A 19727-nucleotide genomic window follows, 5' to 3' on the forward strand; every position below is an offset into this window, starting at 1 on the left:
TTTTTTGCTATACTATATATTATATACTTTATTACATACAAAATAGCTTGAAGTCAGAAGTTATGTACTCCAAAATCAAACAATTAACCTCTATATTTTCTATATATAATTTGAGTAAACAAATCAATAAAACTATGTTGCGACGCTATTTTATTGGGTATATTCTCCTCTTTGTTGCTGGTTGTACTACAGTTACAAATAATCAGCCTAGAAACTCTAATAATTCTCTTCTTAAAGATCAAGAAAAACTAAGATTTGCGGTGAGTGGTATTCAAAGTCTAGCAAATTGGCAGCGTGATTATGCCCCATTTAGAATTGCCTTGGAAGAAGTATTAGAGACAAAAATTGAGTTTGTTCCCATTGATAGTTTGATGGAAGCAACAGCATTACAGTTGGCTTTAGTAGATATAGTTCTGGCGGGGCCATCAGAATATGCGATTATTAAAGCAAGAACTAATGCAATGCCTATTGTTGCGGTAACACGACCTACTTACCGTGCAGTCATCGTCGTCCGTAAAGACAGTGAGATTAAGTCATTAGCTGACTTAAAAGACAAAACAATTGAGTTAGGTAAAATTGGTAGCACGGGGAGCTATCTTGGACAAATTAAAATGCTGATGGATGCTGGATTAAATATACAATCTGATGTGAACATTCTCAACTCAAAAGAGTATGATTTCAAAGCATTAAACAATGGTGAAGCTGATGCGTGGGGAAGAACTTCGCACAGATATGAAAAAACTATGCAAAAAGAAAGTGTCGACCAGAATGATTACCTCCTACTTGCCGAAAGTCCGCGACTGCCCAATGATGTATTTATTGCTAGTAGCAAACTGGAACCGATGCTGGTGGCAGAAATTCGCGAGCGGATGCTGAAAAATAAGGAAAAAATGCTGCAAGCCATCCTATCTATACCACCTTTGCCTTCTAAGTATGAGGGTGGTACCTTGGTTGCTGCTGAAGATAGTGATTACGATATGATTCGCGAGGTGTATAAAGCTATTGGAGAAGAGAATTTTATTAAGTAATTAAGAATATATAGTTTACTGATGAGGTACAGAGTATGAAAACAGGGAAACTTTTTTCGGCGATCGATAAGTGGAGTAGAGGCTTAAGTATTGCCAAAAAAATTGGCTATGGCTATTCCCTGGTGATTGGTATTTCTGTGCTAGGGACAAGTTTAGGGCTAATGGTAGGAGACTACTATCAAAGACAGGCCCGAGAGCAGCTAAGATTAGTACAAAAAAATTATAGTCTGTTAAAAGAGTTAGAAAGCGCTATTTGGGAGGCCCAATCTCATCCCCAACAGCTAGCTGCTGTAGTTGGCAACCCTGTATGGTTTCAGTATGAAACGACTAAATTTTTGGCTCAGAGTAAACAATTAAAACAAGTAATAAAGTCTCTCAAGAATATAATTGATTTTCAATCAAGTCAATTAGTAGCAGAACCAGAAAAATTTAAGAAAATATTACAAAGTTACACTCAGACATGGAATTCATACACTCAGTTAATGCAGGGAATTTGGCAGGAGATAAATCCGGCTAATTTGCAACCAGAAGATATCCCAGTTGCCAAGCAAAGAGTGTTGGCAGCTAACACTGGGAAAAAGGCCATTGAGATTCGCATTGAGTTTGAAAAACTATCAGAAAGCTTAAATCAGTTAATAGATATTGTAGAAAAACAACAAAATCAAGCTAACAAGCGATTCATACATTCGGAAATATTACGAATCAAAATTATTATTGGTAGTATGACACTATCAGTAGCGATCGCTGCTTTTTTAGCATTCTATACCAGTCGAGCGATCGCCAGTCCACTCAAAACGTTAACTAAGACTGCCCAAAGGGTGACAGCAGAATCTGATTTTAACCTGCAAGCTCAAGTCACCACTACTGATGAAGTTGGGTTATTAGCTACATCCCTAAATCAGCTTATACGATGGGTAGGAGAGTATACTCGAGAATTAAAGTTAACTCATCAAAAACTAGAAAAACGTAGTACTGAACTCACACAAGCTTTGCAAGACCTAAAACAAGCTCAGACGCAATTAATTCAAACAGAAAAAATGTCTAGTCTTGGGCAAATGGTGGCGGGAATTGCCCATGAGATTAACAACCCCATCAATTTTATTTATGGTAACATCAACCCACTTCAGGATTATATACAAGAGCTTTTGGATTTAATAAATCTTTATCGAAAACTATATCCTGACTTACATCCAGAAATAGAAGATTTGATGAGCGAGATCGATCTTAATTATATAATCAATGATTTGCCCCAGATAATTTCTTCTATACGGATGAGCACTGACCGGATTAAAAATATTATACTCTCGCTACGGAATTTTTCTCGTCTAGATCAAAAAAATGTGAGGCCAGCAGACCTTCACATAGGGATTGATAGCACTTTATTAATTCTCAGTCATCGCCTCAAAAAGGGAATTAAAGTTATCAAAAACTATGGAGATTTACCTTTAGTAGAATGTTATCCAGCTCAATTAAATCAAGTGTTTATGAATATCATTTCTAATGCTATTGATGCGATGCTAGAGTCAGATATTCAACCAAAACAGATTGTGATTCAAACAGAAAAGGTCCCTGAAGATCAAGTCATGGTGAAAATCAAGGATAATGGTCTTGGAATACCACTAGAAGTCAAAGAAAAGATTTTTGACCCATTTTTTACTACGAAGTCAGTAGGAAAAGGAACAGGTTTGGGTCTCTCTATTTGTTATCAAATTATTGAAAAGCATAGAGGTAGCATAGAAGTAATTTCCGAACAAGGAAAAGGTACAGAGTTTGCGATCGTTCTTCCTATTCATTTTCTTGAGTAGGGGAGTGGCTCACACGGATTATGGCACGGATACACGGATACACGGATAGGTCAGGGAGTAGGGGAGTAGGGGAGATTGAATATTGAAGTAATTATAGAATTATATCATGTTCCCCTTCCAGGGGAGCTGCGCTAACGGATAATCAGTTATAAAAAATTCTCTGTCTTCTAACCTTGCTCTTTCCCTTCTGCCTTCTGCCCTCAGCTCCCGCTGCCTTCGGTCCACAGATATTATAAGTATTCAACCGAACATGATATTAGGCGTTACATAAATGCGGGATAATTTTAATAGTTTTGTGGAATGGGTATCTTGTCCGTTCCTTATATTTTTAGGCAGGCAGGATACCCACCCCACTTATATTTAGGGTTTGTGGAATAAAGCTAAAAGTCAGGATAGCCAAGGTAATGGAGCTTTTTATATTAAGTTGATCTCCTACGTTTATGGCTGTTATTGGCATCAATTTACTGAATTTTTCTGCTTAAATTCAAGAAAATTTCTTCACATAAAATGGCCGAAACCGTTGCCTGTTCCCCCACAAATCGACCCGTCTCCGTGTCTGGTGCGTCCCCGTGTCCTACCCCCACAACCAATTTTTTCAGCAAAACCCTATTTATCCCGCCCCTCAGCAATGCCTAGAATTATCAACTATAGCGCTGTGCACAGGCAACAGGCAACAGGGAGAATAAATTGCCGTTTGCGTAAGCATTTCCTAGGGATAATATAAGATTTTAGCGATTGGGCACCTCCTGCAATTTATAAATATACCAGCGCACACTGCTATAGCTAGTAGGTTGGGTTTCACTGCCGCTTAACCCAACACAACTTTTTTGTTGTGTTGATCCTCCGGATAAGCTACGCTAACATTCTTCAACCCAACCTACACCTAAATCCTCTTTCCTCCTGACTTCTGACTTCTGACTTCTAACTTCTGACTTGCGCGTAGCGCTATATCACCCCTTCAAAGATATCGCTGACGATCTTTCTACACAATATTCCGACCCCATCAAATCTTCCATAGCAGCAGTTTCAAATTTAATTGGCTTCAACTGCACGGCACAAGCTTTTAACTCTGGTTGCCCAGACTCAGGACAAACTTGAGGATGAGTCAAAGCATTTGCCTCAGCTTGATTTGCCCATAGTGCGCCCCAGTGCATCGGCACAAATACAGTGCCTGGAGTAATAGCTTTAGTCACTTTTGCTGGAAATCTTGCCCAGCCTCGTCGCGATCGCACTTCTACCCAATCATTTTCCTTAATCTCTAACTTCTGAGCATCCTTTGGATGAATTTCTATAAAAGGCATCGGGTGCATTTTTCTAATTTTATCAATGCGTCCTGTACGTGTTTGAGTATGCCAATGAGCATATAAGCGCCCTGTTGTCAACACAAAAGGATAATCAAAATTTGGTGGTTCTGCTAAACCTTGGGAGTAAAATGCAGCAAACTTTGCCCTGCCATCAGGAGTATTAAATCGGAAATTAGTATACAGACGTTCCTGAGATACTCCACTACTATCAGGACAAGGCCACTGGGTCGGACCCTTTTCCCTTAGTCGCTCATAAGTAATATCCGTCTGGTCACAGGGGCGATCGCGTGTCAACTCAAGAAACTCAGCTCTCACTGCTTCCGAATCAGCAAAATCAAACTGATTTGTAAATCCTAAACGGCGACCCACCTCTGCAAAAATTTCCCAATCTGCTTTTGCTTCCCCAAGAGGATCGCGGAATGCAGAACACAAAGTCACTACTCGCTCCGAGTTTGTCATCGTTCCTGTTTTTTCTCCCCACTGAGCAGCAGGTAACAACAGATGAGCATATTCCGCTGTTTCAGTAGGATAATAAGCATCCTGATAAACAGTAAAAGGCGATCGTAACAAAGCAGCTTTAGTCCGCTCTAAATCTGGCATACTCACAGCCGGATTAGTCGCTGCAATCCACAAACAACCTAATTCCTGGCGTTCCAAAGCCGTAATCATCTCCCAAGCAGTACGACCAGGAACAGCAGAAATTTGCCCAGGAGTCAATCCCCATAACTTTTCCAAATCAGCCCGATGTTGGGGATTTTTCACCACCCGATAACCAGGCAAAATATGAGCCAGTCCACCTGCTTCCCTACCACCCATAGCATTAGGTTGACCAGTCAGTGAAAACGGTCCTGCACCCGGTTTACTAATATTACCTGTCATCAAATGCAGATTAATCAGAGTCCGGACTTTGGCCGTCCCCTCAGAGGACTGATTCATCCCCATTGACCACAAAGATAAAACTTGCTTTGACTCACTCCAATAACGAGCTGCCTTTTCCAACTCATCCAAACGAATACCGCAGTGGCGTGCGACTAGATCGGGTGGGGAATGACGAATGACATCAGTGTATTCAGGAAAACCAGTCGTACATTCATCAATGAATGTCGCATCTATCGCTCCCCAACGCATAAGTAGATTAGCAATACCGTTGAGTAGATCGATATCAGTACCTGGTCGAATTGCCAAATGCAAATCTGCTGCTTCTGCTGTTTTAGTACGACGGGGGTCTACCACAATCATTTTCACTTTTTTATTTCTCTTGTGGTGAACCCGCAGACGATTAAATACAATGGGGTGACATTCAGCTGTATTAGTACCGATTAAAAATGCACAGTCCGTTTTTTCTAAGTCATCGTAGCAACAGGGGGGGCCGTCGGAACCAAAACTTTGAATATACCCCGATACTGCTGAAGACATACAGAGACGAGAGTTCGCATCAAAGTTATTAGTCCCCAGACATCCTTTGAGCAATTTCTGAGCTACATAATAATCTTCTGTTTGAAACTGACCAGAACCGTACATACAAATTGCATCTGGTCCTTGAGTGAAGCGTACAGTTTGAATCCGGTTAACAATCCGATTAAAAGCTTGATCCCAAGTAACCCGACGAAAAGGCTCATCTAGGGTATCGCGCATCATTGGATATTTGAGGCGACCTTTATCCAATGCTTCAGCAACAGTGGCACCTTTTACACAAACTTTGCCTTGACTAGAGGGATGAGAGCGATCGCCCACTACTCGCCAAATTGGATTACCTTTGCTATCTCGATTTGTTGCTTTTCCAGGAATTGCTGGCGGTAATACATCTAAGCCACAGCCAACTCCACAATAAGGGCAAAGAGTTTTTGTAGGTTCCATAGTTTACTTTAAAAATAATTTTCTTGGCAGACGAATAAGTGAAATTCAAGCGAATATCATTTACACTTAGATGCTAAATCATTTAATTTTGTATTCCAGCAGAAGTTGTTCTCCTGCTAAACTTTCCCTGATTTATTGTTATTTATAATTAATATAATATAATACTTAATCTCAATGATATAGAATTTAATTTTTGTTTATTATTGAAGACTTTATGAAAAATTATCTGTCACATTGGATACGTTTTAATACAGTTTTAAAATAATATCATATCCGGTTGAACAGTTATAAATAAACTACTCACGAGTCAGAATTCTGCAATTCAGGAAGAAAGAAGAAGAAAGGCTCTAGATATAGTAGGGGTTAACGGCCGTTAACCCCTACAAATGGTATATAATTTCCGCCGTTGCTGAATTGAAGTATGAATGCGCGATTATTTGGTTCTCGCCTTCGCCCCCGCACATCCCCCAACTTTGGGGGACTTTTAGAGTTTTATTCCCCCCCAAAATTGGGGGGTTAGGGGGGCTTGCATCATACCCAGAATCACCAACGCCTAATTTCCTGTTTAGCGTAAGTTCTATTAGTATTAGTCTTCAGCAAATATAGGAGCAGATTCTAGATTCACTTCCTCTTCATCCTCTTCATCCTTATGGTGTTCAGCAAATGAACCCTCTGGCTCTTTCAAGAAGAAAGCACACAGGAACGCCACAATTATTGACATTACACCGAGAACTTCAAAGAAAATTCGGTTACCAACAGCACCTTCAGGCAATAAACTAAACGTAGTCAGATAAACTACCGCACCTACGTTACCATAAGCACCAACATTACCAGCAATTTGACCTGTCACTCGGCGCTTAATTAAAGGAACTATAGCAAAAGTAGAACCTTCAGCCGCTTGCACAAAGAAAGAACACATCATAGTAAGTATCACAGCAGCAAATAGCCACCAACCTCCAGTTACACGACCAAATGTGAGATAACCAATTCCCATCCCAGCAGTCAATACTGTCATTGTCAACTTCCGACTACCAAGTTTGTCTGAAATTAAACCACCACCAGGACGAGATGCGAGGTTCATAAAAGCATAGCTAGCTGCTATCATCCCTGCCAAGGCTTTATCCAGGCCAAAAGTATTTTCAAAGAAAGCAGGAAGCATAGAAACTACTGCTAGCTCAGAACCAAAATTAACAAAATAAGTAAGTTCTAAAATTGCTACTTGAGAAAACTGATAGCGGTCAGCAGGAGGATAACGCTTCTCACCTGCTATCAACTCTTTATTAACTGCCCAACAGTTATAAGTTTGGAAAGCGTACAAACCTAAGAGCAATAGCCAGACAATATAAAGTTGACCTTGAGATAGGAAACCAACTTTACTCAAGCGCCAAGCTAGTAAACAAAGAACCCCTGTTAAAGGAAGGTTCATCAAAATTAGGAAGAGAAAATCTTTCTGGGTGGTAACTTCTAAACCTGTGGCACGCTTAGGCTTTTTATACACCTTACCAGGAGGAGTATCTTGAACATTGAAGAAATAAAACGCACCATAAAGCGCAGCTATAATACCTGTCAGAGCGATGGATAACCGCCAGTTCAATATCTCACCGCCACTAAAAGTTAACACAGCAGCTACAGTAGGAAGGGTAAAAGCAGAAGCAGCAGAACCAAAGTTACCCCAACCGCCATAAATACCTTCTGCCAAACCTATTTCTTTAGGGGGAAACCATTCAGCGACCATGCGAATACCAATCACAAAACCAGCACCGACAATACTCAGTGCTAGACGGCTGATAACTAACTGGCTGAAGTTTTGGGCAAGAGCAAAACCTATACAGGGAATAGCTGCATACATTAGTAGCAGCGAATAGGTAATTCTTGGTCCGTATTTATCTAACAACATCCCAATAATAATTCGGGCAGGTACTGTTAGTGCAACGTTACAAATAGCAATAGTTCTTATTTGAGAAGTTTCTAAACCAAAGTCTGCTTTTATTGATGTTGCTAATGGAGCTAAATTAAACCACACAACAAACGATAGAAAAAAAGCAAACCAAGTAAAATGGAGGATACGGTAACGGCCCCGAAAAGACCAAAGTTCTGTTAACATTTTCTGTTGAATTATAATTATTAAGGCGATGTAAGGTCACAAACAAAGATTAATTGGCGTTGCTGAATTGAAGTATGAATGAGCGATTATTTTGTTCTCGCCTTCGCCCCCGCGCATCCCCCGTTCAACAAAAAGCGCAGCATCTTCTGGCTTCCCCCTTTCCAAGGGGGACGGGAGGGGGATAAAACGGGGGAATTTTAGAGTTTTATTCCCCCCAATTTTGGGGGGGGTTAGGGGGGCTTGCATTATACCCATAATCAACAACGCCGATTAATTTTGCTGACAAGTCTAACTAAAAATAATCTGAGGCAGTTATGAAATTTGTGAATTAAATTAGTACCAGAGTGAAGTGTTAGTTTAAAGCGAACAATTCAATTTTTTTCTAATAACATAGTAGGTAGGCCAAAATTATAATTTATGTATTTTGCAGATTTTTCAGCACTTTAGCATCAAAAAGTTTCTTACTTTCATCACTATCAGTGCAATTTTTAGTTAGTAGTGAATTATATATAAATTTCTACCTAACACCTACTATGTATTATCTCAAACCAAAGACCTATTTGGTTAACCATTGGTTAACTTGAAGTACACCATTGGGAGTTAGTAGCACTAAATATTCTGCTGTTGGTTTGTTATCATCAAGAATGCTGGAGTTAGTCAATTTGGCTAAAGGAGTTTCTCCAATATACTCGGAAGCTGCTTTATTGATATGTTCATACTTGGCAACCATTCCAGCAGAGTTCATTGTGACTCGATAGGCTAAATTTTCAGAAAAAGTTGGATATTGTTTCCAAGCTTGGTCGATCTGGTTGTACAGCATCGAGTTTAATTTCTCAAGAGTATTTGAGTCAGTAATTTTTGGTGCTGCTTGAGTTTCTGGAACTGCCATAGTTACTTGAGTTTCTGCAACAGGTACTGTATTGACTGCTGAGACTGACTCGGTAGTATCAACTGCGGAAGAAACAACAGAAGTTGATGGAGCAATAGTAGGTTTTGATGTGCTGGCTACAATAGGAGCAGTATTAGTAGTTGATGTAGCAACAGTTGATGGAGCAATAGTAGGTTTTGATGTGGGTGCGCTGGCTACAATAGGAGCAGTATCAGTAGTGGATGTAGCAACTATTGTTTCTTCTGCTTCTTGTTCTTGTTGTTGAGCATATTCTGCTAGAGAACGCTGCCAACTATTAGTATAAAAACCAGCAAATAGTGTTAACCCAACTACAGATAGAATTTTTAGACCTAGAGATTTTGCTGTTTCGGATGAATTGTTAGAAGTATTAATTGTAGTAGACATTGTTGAAATTCTCCTTGTTGTTTTTTTGCTTTGAGTCTAATAAATAAATTTTTGCTGTGAGACTAAATTTGAGAAACGCTATTTAAGCTTCTCCAGTCTTTATTTGTAAGATTTACGATTTACTTTGGTTGAGCACCAAAATTTTCAATTAGCAAATTCCGCAAAATAGCTTTGAGGTCTTCACAGGGAATACCTTTTTGAACGCAATTGCCGAGTTTAGCATCTTTGCCAACTGTGCCTCCCATGTACAGGTCAACACCCTCAACCATTTTACCATCTTTGCGTGCTTTAGTACCCATCAAACCAATATCTGCAACCTGTGGCTGTCCACAAGAGTTGGGGCAACCAGTCCAGTGAATGCGTACTGGTTTTGGTATTGACAGTTCAGCTTCGAGTTCCTTTACCATTGCCATGGCACGATTTTTGGTTTCAATGAGAGCAAAGTTACAAAACTGTGCCCCCGTGCATGAAACTACAGCCCGAGTTAATGGTTGAGGATTAATGGAAAACTTTTCTAGGAGTGCTTCTCCAAGGAATGGTTCTATTCTAGACTCAGGAACATTAGGAATAATAGCATTTTGTTCCACAGTCAGCCTAATTTCTCCATTTCCATAAACCTCAGCTAGACGAGCCAGGTCAAACATATTGTCAGCATATAGCCTACCAACCGGAATGTGCAACCCAATATAATTTAACCCTGGTTGTTTTTGTTTGTAAACCCCTATATGGTCACGTTTTTCCCAGATAATTTCGTCTTTTGGAGCTTCTGTTTCTAGAGTTTGCCCCATTTGTTGCTCAACTTTTGAGCGGAATTCATCTAAACCCCACTCATCTATCAGCCACATTAGCCTTGATTTTTGGCGATTTGCTCGGAGTCCGTAATCGCGAAATACTTCTAGAATAGCTCGACAGATGGCAACAACTTGATTTGGTTCTACCCAAGCATTCAGGGGTATAGCTGCTGCACAACGTTTGGCGGAGAAAAAGCCACCCACCAAAACGTTAAAACCAAATTTATCGTTTTTGTAAGCAGGAACAAAAGCAATATCGTTAATTTCAGCATGAACAGAATTATCACGGCATCCGGCGATCGCTATATTGAATTTCCGTGGTAAATTGGTAAATTCTGGGTTGCCTTTGCTGTTGCCAGTAATCATGTCTTGGACTTGCTGTACTAACTCACGGGTATCGTAAAGTTCGTCTGCATCTATTCCAGCTACTGGGGAACCTGTGATGTTGCGTACATTATCCATACCTGATTGAACGGTGGTTAAACCTACTTGTTCAAATCGGCGAAAGATTTCTGGGATATCTTCTATTCTAATTCCCCGCAGTTGCAAGTTTTGTCTGGTGGTGATGTCGGCGCTGCCGTCTTCCCCGTACCGTTGGACTATTTCTGCCAAGACTCCCATTTGTTGACTGGTGATGAATCCATTTGGCATCCGCATCCGCAACATAAATTTCCCTGGAGTTACTGGTCGGAAGAATACACCTAACCATTTTAGTCTGTGGTCGCGGTCAGTTTTATCTATTGCTTCCCAACCAATATTGGCAAATTTTTCTAGTTCTGTTTTCACTGCCAGACCATCTTTTTCTGCTTTAAATTTCTCAAATTTATTTAGTTTTTCTTGGCGCTCTACTGTGCCAGTCATCTATATTATCCTCATTTGTAGGCAGTCTCATAAATTTTAGGAAAACTAACTGTAAGATGTTTGAATTGACTCAATTACTAATTTTTTTGAGCCGACAACTAGAAAATCAAAATGTTTAAAAATTCTGCATCTGTTGTCACCATCTAATGTCAAATTTTTATTAATTTGTTGTTGACTAATGTAAATGAGTTTAAATTAAATATTCGTATTTTTTGTTACAAAATGTATATTTTTATGAATAAAATGTATATATAGAATGCGTTTATTGCATTTTAGCTGCAAAAGCATACATAGATATATAGGGACAAGGGCTAATAACTGTTCTATAGAAGCCATTTGAGATCTATTTAATAAAGATATGGGGAGATGGGGAGATGGGGGGATGGGGGGATGGGGAGATGGGGGGATGGGGGGATGGGGAGATGGGAGCAAATTTCAACCTGCTTGGTCAGCATTCCCTCTCTTGGTGCGCGTTCCGCAAGCGAGCTGTCGTCGTCGCGGGGTCGCATCCGCTTTTTCCCCTATTCTCGTTCCTGAATTTCCTGACTTAACCAGAACTGAGGACTACAGCCAAAAGTACATACCTCCTGCAAAGATACCACTCAGGGGTTCTATATTTTTTGTGCTGTAATACCAAGTGTGAAAAAAGAATGTTACGAATAATAAGGGTGATAAAAAGACTTTTCAGTAAATGTCCCTTTGACTAAAAAGATGATTTATGGGCTAATAAATGATATCGAAGACATTCATTCTGACTCGTGACTCCTGACTCCTGACTCCTAAAAAATACCCTAGCTATTTGTAGCAAACATTTATCAAATTGGTAGAATTCAATATGTGGGTCAGCTTAAAATCAAAAAGATACAAGTCAGTAGTCAGCATTTACTAGACAAAAGTTTCAAGTTGCTCAACTGTAAATATACAGAACTTTTTAGAATCGTCAGGCGCACTTTAAAATTAATTTCTTTCTCGCTGTTTTCTTTTCTCTATTGCCTTTCACAAAAAATATGTTTAAATATATTCCTCATGGACACTGTTATCTATGGAATCCTAGTTTAGTTAGCTTGCATTTAATCTCAGATATTCTGATTGCTGTTGCTTACTTCTCTATCCCTTTAATGTTGGTTTATTTTATCCAGCAAAGACAAGATTTACCTTTTCCTTCTATATTCTGGCTATTTAGCGCCTTTATTGTTTCTTGTGGGACAACCCATGTTCTAGATGTGTGGACCTTATGGCATCCCACTTACTGGTTTTCAGGAATTTTGAAAGCTATAACTGCCATAATTTCATTGTTTACAGCTTTTGAACTCCGTATTCTCATACCTCAAGCTTTACTATTGCCTAGTCCAGAAGAACTAGAAAAAGCAAATCAGGAACTACAGAAACAAATAGTAGAACGCCAGCGTATAGAAACTCAATTACGAGAAAGCGAAGTTAAATTTTATGCTGCTGCGGAAGCAAGTTTAGATAGTTTATTTATATTTAATAGTCTGCGGGATGAAACTGGACGTATTGTTGATTTTATTTTTGTAGAGCTAAACTCCCGCGCCGAACAACTCATTTCTATGACTAAATCAGAAGTATTGGGACAAAGACTGTCTGAACTAATTCCTACCAACGATACTAGAGGTTTCTTGGAAAAATACGTTCAGGTTGTGGAAACAGGTAAAGTTTTCAAAGAAGAGTTTTCCACAAATCTCTTTACTCCCAATATCTCCTGGTTGCAACATATGGTAGTTCCTCTAACAGATGGTATTGCTATTACTACTAGAGATATCACCGAACACAAACAGATGGAAAAAATATTGCAAGAAAGAAAAGAACGTTTCCGTCTAGCTTTCGATCATGCACCTATTGGTATTGCCCTGGTATCACCAGATGGAAATTTTATCCGGGTTAACCGTGCTTTGTGTGTAATGCTGGGTTACAGTGAAGTTGAATTGATACAGTTAACCTTCCCAGAAATTACTCATCCTGAGGATCTAACTACTGACCTTGCTTTTGTACAGCAGCTCTTAGAGGGCGAAATCAACTTCTACACGATAGAGAAGCGATACATTAATCAGGAAGATAATATTGTCTGGACAATTTTGAGTGTTTCTCTAGTAAAAGATCCATCAGGTGAACCTCTGTATTTCATTTCTCAAATTCAAAATATTACTTCCCGCAAGCAACATGAAGCTGAACAGCAAAGACTCATTACTAAGCTAAAAATCAGTAACCAAGAACTAGAAGATTTTGCTTATGTAGCTTCCCACGACTTGCAGGAACCACTGCGGAAAATTCAGACCTTTGGCGATCGCCTCAAAATTAAATATGGGGGAGTGTTAGATGAAAAAGGGCAAGACTATCTACAAAGAATGCAGAGTGCTGCCAAAAGGATGCAAATTTTAATTAGGGATTTATTAAACTTCTCACGCATTACGACTAAAGCGCAACCCTATGTACCTGTAACCCTTTCTCAAATAGTGGCAGAAGTTATTGACGACTTGGAAAACCCCATTGAACAAACAAAAGCTCAGGTGGAAGTAGGAGAGTTACTCACCATTCAGGCCGACTCAATACAAATGCGACAATTGTTCCAAAATTTAATTGGCAATGCACTTAAATTTCACATACCAGGAAATTGCCCCATTGTCAAGGTAGAAGCAATTTTACAGTCGGAAATTAATCAAGTTCAAATTATGGTATCCGACAATGGAATAGGTTTTGAGGAAAAATATTTAGACCGAATATTTACTCCTTTCCAACGACTGCATGGCAAGCAAAAATATCAAGGTACTGGCATAGGTCTGGCAATATGTCGTAAAATAGTAGAGAGACATAATGGTAATATTACTGCTCGTAGTATCCCCAATCAAGGAACTACTTTTGTGATTACTTTGCCCATTAAACAAACTGTAGAAAAGCAAAAGGAGCATATCTTAAGTTGAATAGAAGACCAGTACCAATTCTCATGGCTGAAGATGATGAGGACGATCGTCTCCTGGCGGTGGAAGCTTTTGAGGAAAGTAAATTACTTAATAAGCTATATCTTGTTGAAGATGGGGAAGAATTATTAGATTTTTTATATCATCGAGGTGCTTATACAGACATCAAAACTTCGCCTGAGCCAGGAATAATTTTGTTAGACTTAAATATGCCCAAAAAAGATGGCCGAGAGGCGATCAAAGAAATTAAAGCTGACCCTCATTTACGTTTAATTCCTGTTGTAGTTTTAACTACTTCTAAAGAAGAAGAAGATATCTATACTTCTTATCAATTAGGAATTAGTTCATTTATTGTCAAGCCAGTAACATTTGAGGGATTAATAACAGTCATCCAAAGTTTGAGTAGATATTGGTTTGAAATTGTTGAACTCCCTGCTAGAGAATATTGAATCTACTGGGGAAATTTTCCCTTCTAATTTCTTGGGAAAATTATATGTATTAGATGATTTATGTTGGTTGCGATGACAATTGTTTACCTGGGTATAACTATGATTCATAGTATATAAAATCAAGCAGACTTTTATGCAAAAATACACTATTAATGTTCTCCTAATAGAAGATGATGAAGATGATTTTATCATCATTGATGACATCTTGTCAGAAGTAGAATCACCAACAATATCTCTGAATTGGGAAAATACTTATGAAGGGGGATTAGCTGCAATAGAAACAGGAAAATATGATGTTTGTTTGCTTGACTATCGTCTAGGAGAAAAAGATGGAATAGAATTACTCAAAACAGCAATAGACTTAAATTGTCAGACACCAATTATATTAGTCACAGGTCAAGGCGATCGAGAATTAGACCTACTGGCGATGAAAATTGGAGCAGCAGATTATTTGAATAAATTAGAAATTCGAGAATATACATTAGAGCGAGTAATTCGCTATGTCATTGAAAGAAATAAAAATTTAATTGCCCTCAAAGAAAGTCAAGAAAAACTACAAGAAGCTCAAAAAATTCCCCATTTAGGAAACTGGGAATTAGACTTAAAAACACAGAAAATAACTTGGTCTGATGAAGTATTTCGGATTTTTGGTCTGAGTTCAACTCAAAAGCAACCAACTTATCCAGAATTCCTCGAAATGTTCCTTCCTGAAAGTCGAAAATTATGGTCTAAAAATATGGCTTTAATCTTAGAGAAAACACAAAAGTGTGAATGTGAATATGAAATAATTCGCCCGGACGGAACAGTGAGATATCTTTATACTAAGACGACTTTAATCACAAATAGTAACTTAGAATCAATCGGCATATTTGGCACAATTCTAGATATTACAAAGCGCCAACTAGCCGAATTAGAAGTCAAAAAAATCAGAAAACAAGAGCATTTATTAAGTCTAGTAATAGACAGAATTCATCAATCTTTAAACTTAGAGGAAATATTAGAAACGACAGTAGAGTCGGTGCGAGAATTTTTGCAGTGTGACCGGGTACTAATTTACCGTTTCTTACCAAATGGTCATGGTGTGGTAGAAAAAGAATCTTTAGCAGCAAATTGTCTTTCACTGTTAGGAATGACAATAGTAGATCCATGTTTTCCCAATAGCAATATTTTAGAACGTTACAAACAAGGTTATTTTAGTATTATTAGTAATATTAATCAATCAAAAATTAAATCATGTTATGCAGAACTGCTGACACAATTTCAGGTGAAAGCAAATATAGTGCTACCTATCTTAATTACAAACGAAACTGAAAACAAAAATCATACAGAAAAATCAGAAATTAATGTATGGGGGTTATTAATAGCTCATCATTGTCGAGAAAATAGAGAGTGGGAAATATCGGAAACTGACTTATTAAGACGCTTGGCAGCTCAGACAGCGATCGCTATTCAACAAGCTCAACTTTATCAATATGTAGAAAGCTTAAACCAAGAATTAACAGATAATAATTTATCTTTACAACAAGAAATTACAGAAAGAAAAAGAGCTGAATCCGAAATCAGATTTTTATTAGAAACTACTCAATCTATTAATAATGCAGATGATTTTAATTCTGCATTAGCAATTATTCTTCAGTCTTGTTGTCAATTAATTGATTGGGATTTTAGTGAGGCATGGACTCCGAATCAAGATACTAATTTGCTCGAATGTAGTCAAGGTTGGTGTCCTCAAAAACCAGATTTATTTGAGTGTAGAGACCAGAGCATGAAACTAACTTTTAGTCATAATAATGGTTTACCTGGTAGAATTTTTGCATCTCAAAAATCAGAGTGGGTTGAAGATTTTTCAATTGAGTCAAAATTAGCTGCTATAGCAGATTTAAAAACAGCTTTTGGAGTGCCAATTATTGTCGAAAAAAAAGTGTTGGCAATCTTGATTTTCTTTAACAAAAAAGTACTATCTCGGCAGCTCCATGTAATGCAATTAATTGAGGTAGTAGCTACTCAATTAGGCTCTCTAGTCCAACATAAGCAAGTAGAAGAATCTCTCAGAATTGCAGAACAACTATATCACGAGATAGTAGAAAATGCTGTTGATGGTATTTTTCAGACTACTCCTTCTGGACGTTTTATTAGTGCAAATATGGCATTAGCAAAAATGTGTGGTTATAGTTCGCCAGAAGAGTTAATCAAGAGTATTCAAGATATTTCTCGCCAGGTTTATTTTGTAGTAAACCGACGGCAAGAATTTATATTGGCAATGAAAGCAGATAATGCAGTACATAATTTTGAGTCCTTAGTCTATTGCAAAGATGGTAATACAATTTGGATTTCTGAAAATGCTCGCGCTGTCAATGATTCTCAGGGAAAATTATTGTATTATGAGGGTACTGTTTCCAATATTACCGAGCGAAAAATAGCACAGGAAGCTTTGAAGTTTCAGAAACAACAAATGCAACAATTATTGCTAAATATTCTGCCAGCTAAAATTGCTCAACGCCTGCAAACAGGAGCAAGATCGATTGCTGATAGTTTTGATGATGTGAGTGTGTTATTTGCTGACTTGGTAGGATTTACTGAATTTTGCTCAAATGTTTCTGCCATTGAACTTGTAGATTTTCTGAATTTGATTTTTTCGGAGTTTGACCAACTAGCCCAAAAGTATCGTTTGGAAAAAATTAAAACTATTGGAGATGCTTATATGGTAGTTGGTGGTTTGCTAATACAACAAGAAGACCATTTACAGGCGATCGCTAATATGGCACTAGAGATGCAAGCTTGTTTAGAGCGTATTTGCGTTCAACAACAAACATCTCTAACTCTACGAATTGGTATTCATGTCGGACCTGTAGTTGCTGGAGTTATTGGTCAGACTAAATTTATCTACGATCTGTGGGGTGATACTGTAAATATTGCATCTCGAATGGAGTCTAGTGGTATTGATGGTGAAATTCAAGTTACCTCTGTTATATATCAGCGACTCAAAGAAAAATTTGTCTTTGAAGAGCGAGGTGAAATTTCAATTAAGGGAAAAGGAAATATGACTACCTATCTACTGAAAGAACAAGTAGAAGTAAGCGTTTAGCAATTCAGGTATTAACTAGGGTTTGCGTATGGAAAGTCTTTTTGCTCTTTGTATTAGAATTAATCAGCTACTGCTCTATAAAACCGATACAAAGCGTCATATAGTATGACAATTTGATGTTTACTTCCTGCTTCTTGTGAGGCCGTCGGCGGTTACTCATCCACAGGCATTTACGGTCGAGCCGACCGCATCTCTCGCTCTTTATACTGGCATTTAAATCTCTATCTATTGACAAGCCACATGACGGGCAGTCATAAGTCCTTACATTTAAGGGCATATCTTGGACGTGACCGCAGTTTGAGCAAGTCTTTGACGATGGAAAAAATCTATCAACTACTACTAACTCAGAGTCATACCATTGACACTTGTATTTAAGCTGTCTCCGGAATTCATAAAACCACTATCTGCTAACTGATTTAGCTAGCTTCTGGTTAGCTAACATACCGCGAACATTCAAATCTTCACCCACCCCTCTTGCTCCCCTCCCAGGAGGGGATGGGGGTGGGTTGTGGTTCAAGGCTTGCGTATGTTGTCAATTTATGAAGTGCGTCTTGACGGATGTTGGCTACTTTTCTATGTAATCTCCCTATCTTTAGTTGTGCCGCCCGACCGTTAGCAGAACCTACCTCTTTATGACGATTTAGGTATTGCATTCTAGATAGTTTAGCTTCAAATCTTTGATAAGATTTTACACTTTCAAATACTTTAGCGTCACTTAAAGTTGCTAAAGTTTTTACTCCTAAATCTACACCAACAATTTCAGTCTTTTTAGGTGTTGAAGTCGGAGTAAATTCATAGCTGCAACTTAGATACCAATCACCTGCTTGCCTGCTAATAGTTATTTTTTGAGTTGTAGCTTCAATTGGTTCATAAGTTTTGACCCAACCAATAAAAGGTAATTTATGATTCCATCCATTTAATTCTATTGGTTTTCCACTGGTTTTCTATGGTGAATGAATCAGACTTACCTTTCTTTTTAAACTTTGGGCGTTTACCTAACCCCTGAAAAAACCTTTTAAATGCCTCACCCAAGTTAATAAAAGCATATTGGTAAACTTTAGATGACAAGTTTTTCATCCAGGGGTAAAGAGGCTTTGTATAGTTAGTAAAAACCTCTCTAAGTTTACGAGCATTAGGTTTATAACCATCTCTGTAAGCTGCGTTCCACAAACTTAAACCCCAGTTATAACAGAAACGTGAGTAGCCTGCGTGTTGAGCCATGAGAGTTTTCTGCTTGTTATTGAGTTTGAGCTTGGTTCTAATGGATTTCATTTACTTGTGTTTCATGTGCGCAGCAAACATAGTCTGTCTAATAGTACGCTTTATAACTTATTATATCGTTATTATTTGATTAAGTCAATGCTCCCCCACTCCCCTACTCTCAACTATATAATACAGCGCTTTTCAAATTGATGAACCACATCTTCACAAGCAAAACTCTTTAGGGAGGTTCCATGGAACGTCCCTACTGTGGTCTACCGTGCAGGAAAACCGCTGTAAGTATATTATTTGTGGGTATTTAAAGAGACATGATATAATAGCTGAAGACTTACAAATATATGGATAGTTAGGTGATGTATTAAAGAACTTTAGCAGCGATCAAATAAGTAAATAAGCAAAATTATTTGTATATTTAATGTTGAGTTATATTTTTTTCCCAGACATAGCTTAAGCCAATTTATTTTAGTAAAAAATGCACCGATAATTTGGTATTATATCAAATTAATATAAAGTTGCATAGAATAATATTTTAATCAGAGTCTACTGTAGATCGAGACAGACAAATTAATGAATTTCATCATTCTGTGCAGCCTCACATAAAATTGGTATAACACCTAACACCTAACACCGAATTCTATGCAGCTTCACATAAAATTGATATTAGTACTTAAATATTATTCTCAAATTAAAACTTAGTAAATAAATATTTATATCATGGAAAAGCAGATTATTAATGTTCTCCTAATAGAAGATGATCAAGATGATTTTATCATCATTGATGACATCTTGTCAGAAGTAGAATCACCAACAATATCTCTGAATTGGGAAAATACTTATGAAGGGGGATTAGCTGCAATAGAAACAGGAGAATATGATGTTTGTTTGCTTGACTATCGTCTAGGAGAAAAAGATGGAATAGAATTACTCAAAACAGCAATAGACTTAAATTGTCAGACACCAATTATATTAGTCACAGGTCAAGGCGATCGAGAATT

11 protein-coding genes and 1 pseudogene are annotated in these 19727 nt (G+C 38.0%); 7 read left to right on the forward strand and 5 right to left on the reverse strand.

Annotated elements, in window-relative coordinates:
- Positions 1-62: 62 nt before the first annotated feature.
- Positions 63-1028 (forward strand): phosphate/phosphite/phosphonate ABC transporter substrate-binding protein, encoded by a 966-nt coding sequence (locus tag F6K15_RS26265; protein ID WP_293066456.1) that lies wholly within the window; start codon positions 63-65, stop codon positions 1026-1028.
- 35 nt (positions 1029-1063) lie between these two features.
- Positions 1064-2833 carry an ATP-binding protein gene (locus F6K15_RS26270; protein ID WP_293066457.1) on the forward strand — a complete coding sequence of 590 codons (1770 nt, stop codon included), beginning with the start codon at positions 1064-1066 and terminating at the stop codon, positions 2831-2833.
- 950 nt (positions 2834-3783) lie between these two features.
- Here F6K15_RS26270 and F6K15_RS26275 read toward each other — a convergent pair.
- The 4 genes from F6K15_RS26275 to F6K15_RS26290 form a co-directional block, all read right to left on the reverse strand.
- Positions 3784-5994 (reverse strand): molybdopterin oxidoreductase family protein, encoded by a 2211-nt coding sequence (locus tag F6K15_RS26275; protein ID WP_293066460.1) that lies wholly within the window; start codon positions 5992-5994, stop codon positions 3784-3786.
- 586 nt (positions 5995-6580) lie between these two features.
- On the reverse strand, positions 6581-8098 hold the full coding sequence (locus F6K15_RS26280; RefSeq protein WP_293066463.1) for an MFS transporter: 1518 nt from the start codon (positions 8096-8098) through the stop codon (positions 6581-6583).
- A 556-nt stretch (positions 8099-8654) separates the two neighbouring features.
- Complete coding sequence (locus tag F6K15_RS26285; protein ID WP_293066465.1) at positions 8655-9392, reverse strand: hypothetical protein; 738 nt, start codon at positions 9390-9392, stop codon at positions 8655-8657.
- Positions 9393-9511: 119 nt separating this feature from the next.
- A complete protein-coding gene (locus F6K15_RS26290) occupies positions 9512-11044 on the reverse strand; it encodes a ferredoxin--nitrite reductase (RefSeq protein WP_293066468.1) in 1533 nt (510 codons plus the stop codon).
- Between the two features lie 358 nt (positions 11045-11402).
- On the opposite strand from F6K15_RS26290, the gene F6K15_RS26295 reads away from it, so the two are divergent.
- From F6K15_RS26295 to F6K15_RS26310, 4 genes are all read left to right on the forward strand, one after another.
- Entirely contained in the window at positions 11403-11675 is a 273-nt protein-coding gene (locus tag F6K15_RS26295; RefSeq protein WP_293066471.1) for a hypothetical protein, read from the forward strand.
- A gap of 376 nt (positions 11676-12051) precedes the next feature.
- On the forward strand, positions 12052-13980 hold the full coding sequence (locus tag F6K15_RS26300) for a PAS domain S-box protein (protein WP_293066474.1): 1929 nt from the start codon (positions 12052-12054) through the stop codon (positions 13978-13980).
- Positions 13977-14426 (forward strand): response regulator, encoded by a 450-nt coding sequence (locus F6K15_RS26305; protein ID WP_363268750.1) that lies wholly within the window; start codon positions 13977-13979, stop codon positions 14424-14426. The genes F6K15_RS26300 and F6K15_RS26305 overlap by 4 nt, the downstream gene beginning before the upstream one ends.
- A gap of 133 nt (positions 14427-14559) precedes the next feature.
- Positions 14560-17511 (forward strand): adenylate/guanylate cyclase domain-containing protein, encoded by a 2952-nt coding sequence (locus F6K15_RS26310; RefSeq protein ID WP_293066477.1) that lies wholly within the window; start codon positions 14560-14562, stop codon positions 17509-17511.
- Positions 17512-17692: 181 nt separating this feature from the next.
- Here the strand turns inward: F6K15_RS26310 and F6K15_RS39125 are convergent.
- Positions 17693-18783, reverse strand: a pseudogene (locus tag F6K15_RS39125) (RNA-guided endonuclease InsQ/TnpB family protein); the annotation flags it as partial.
- A 663-nt stretch (positions 18784-19446) separates the two neighbouring features.
- Here F6K15_RS39125 and F6K15_RS26330 point away from each other — a divergent pair.
- Positions 19447-19727: response regulator (locus F6K15_RS26330; RefSeq protein WP_293066483.1), on the forward strand; the 281-nt coding region annotated here is incomplete at its 3' end.

Source organism: Okeania sp. SIO2B3, assembly GCF_010672525.1.
In the GTDB taxonomy this organism is placed as follows: domain Bacteria; phylum Cyanobacteriota; class Cyanobacteriia; order Cyanobacteriales; family Microcoleaceae; genus Okeania.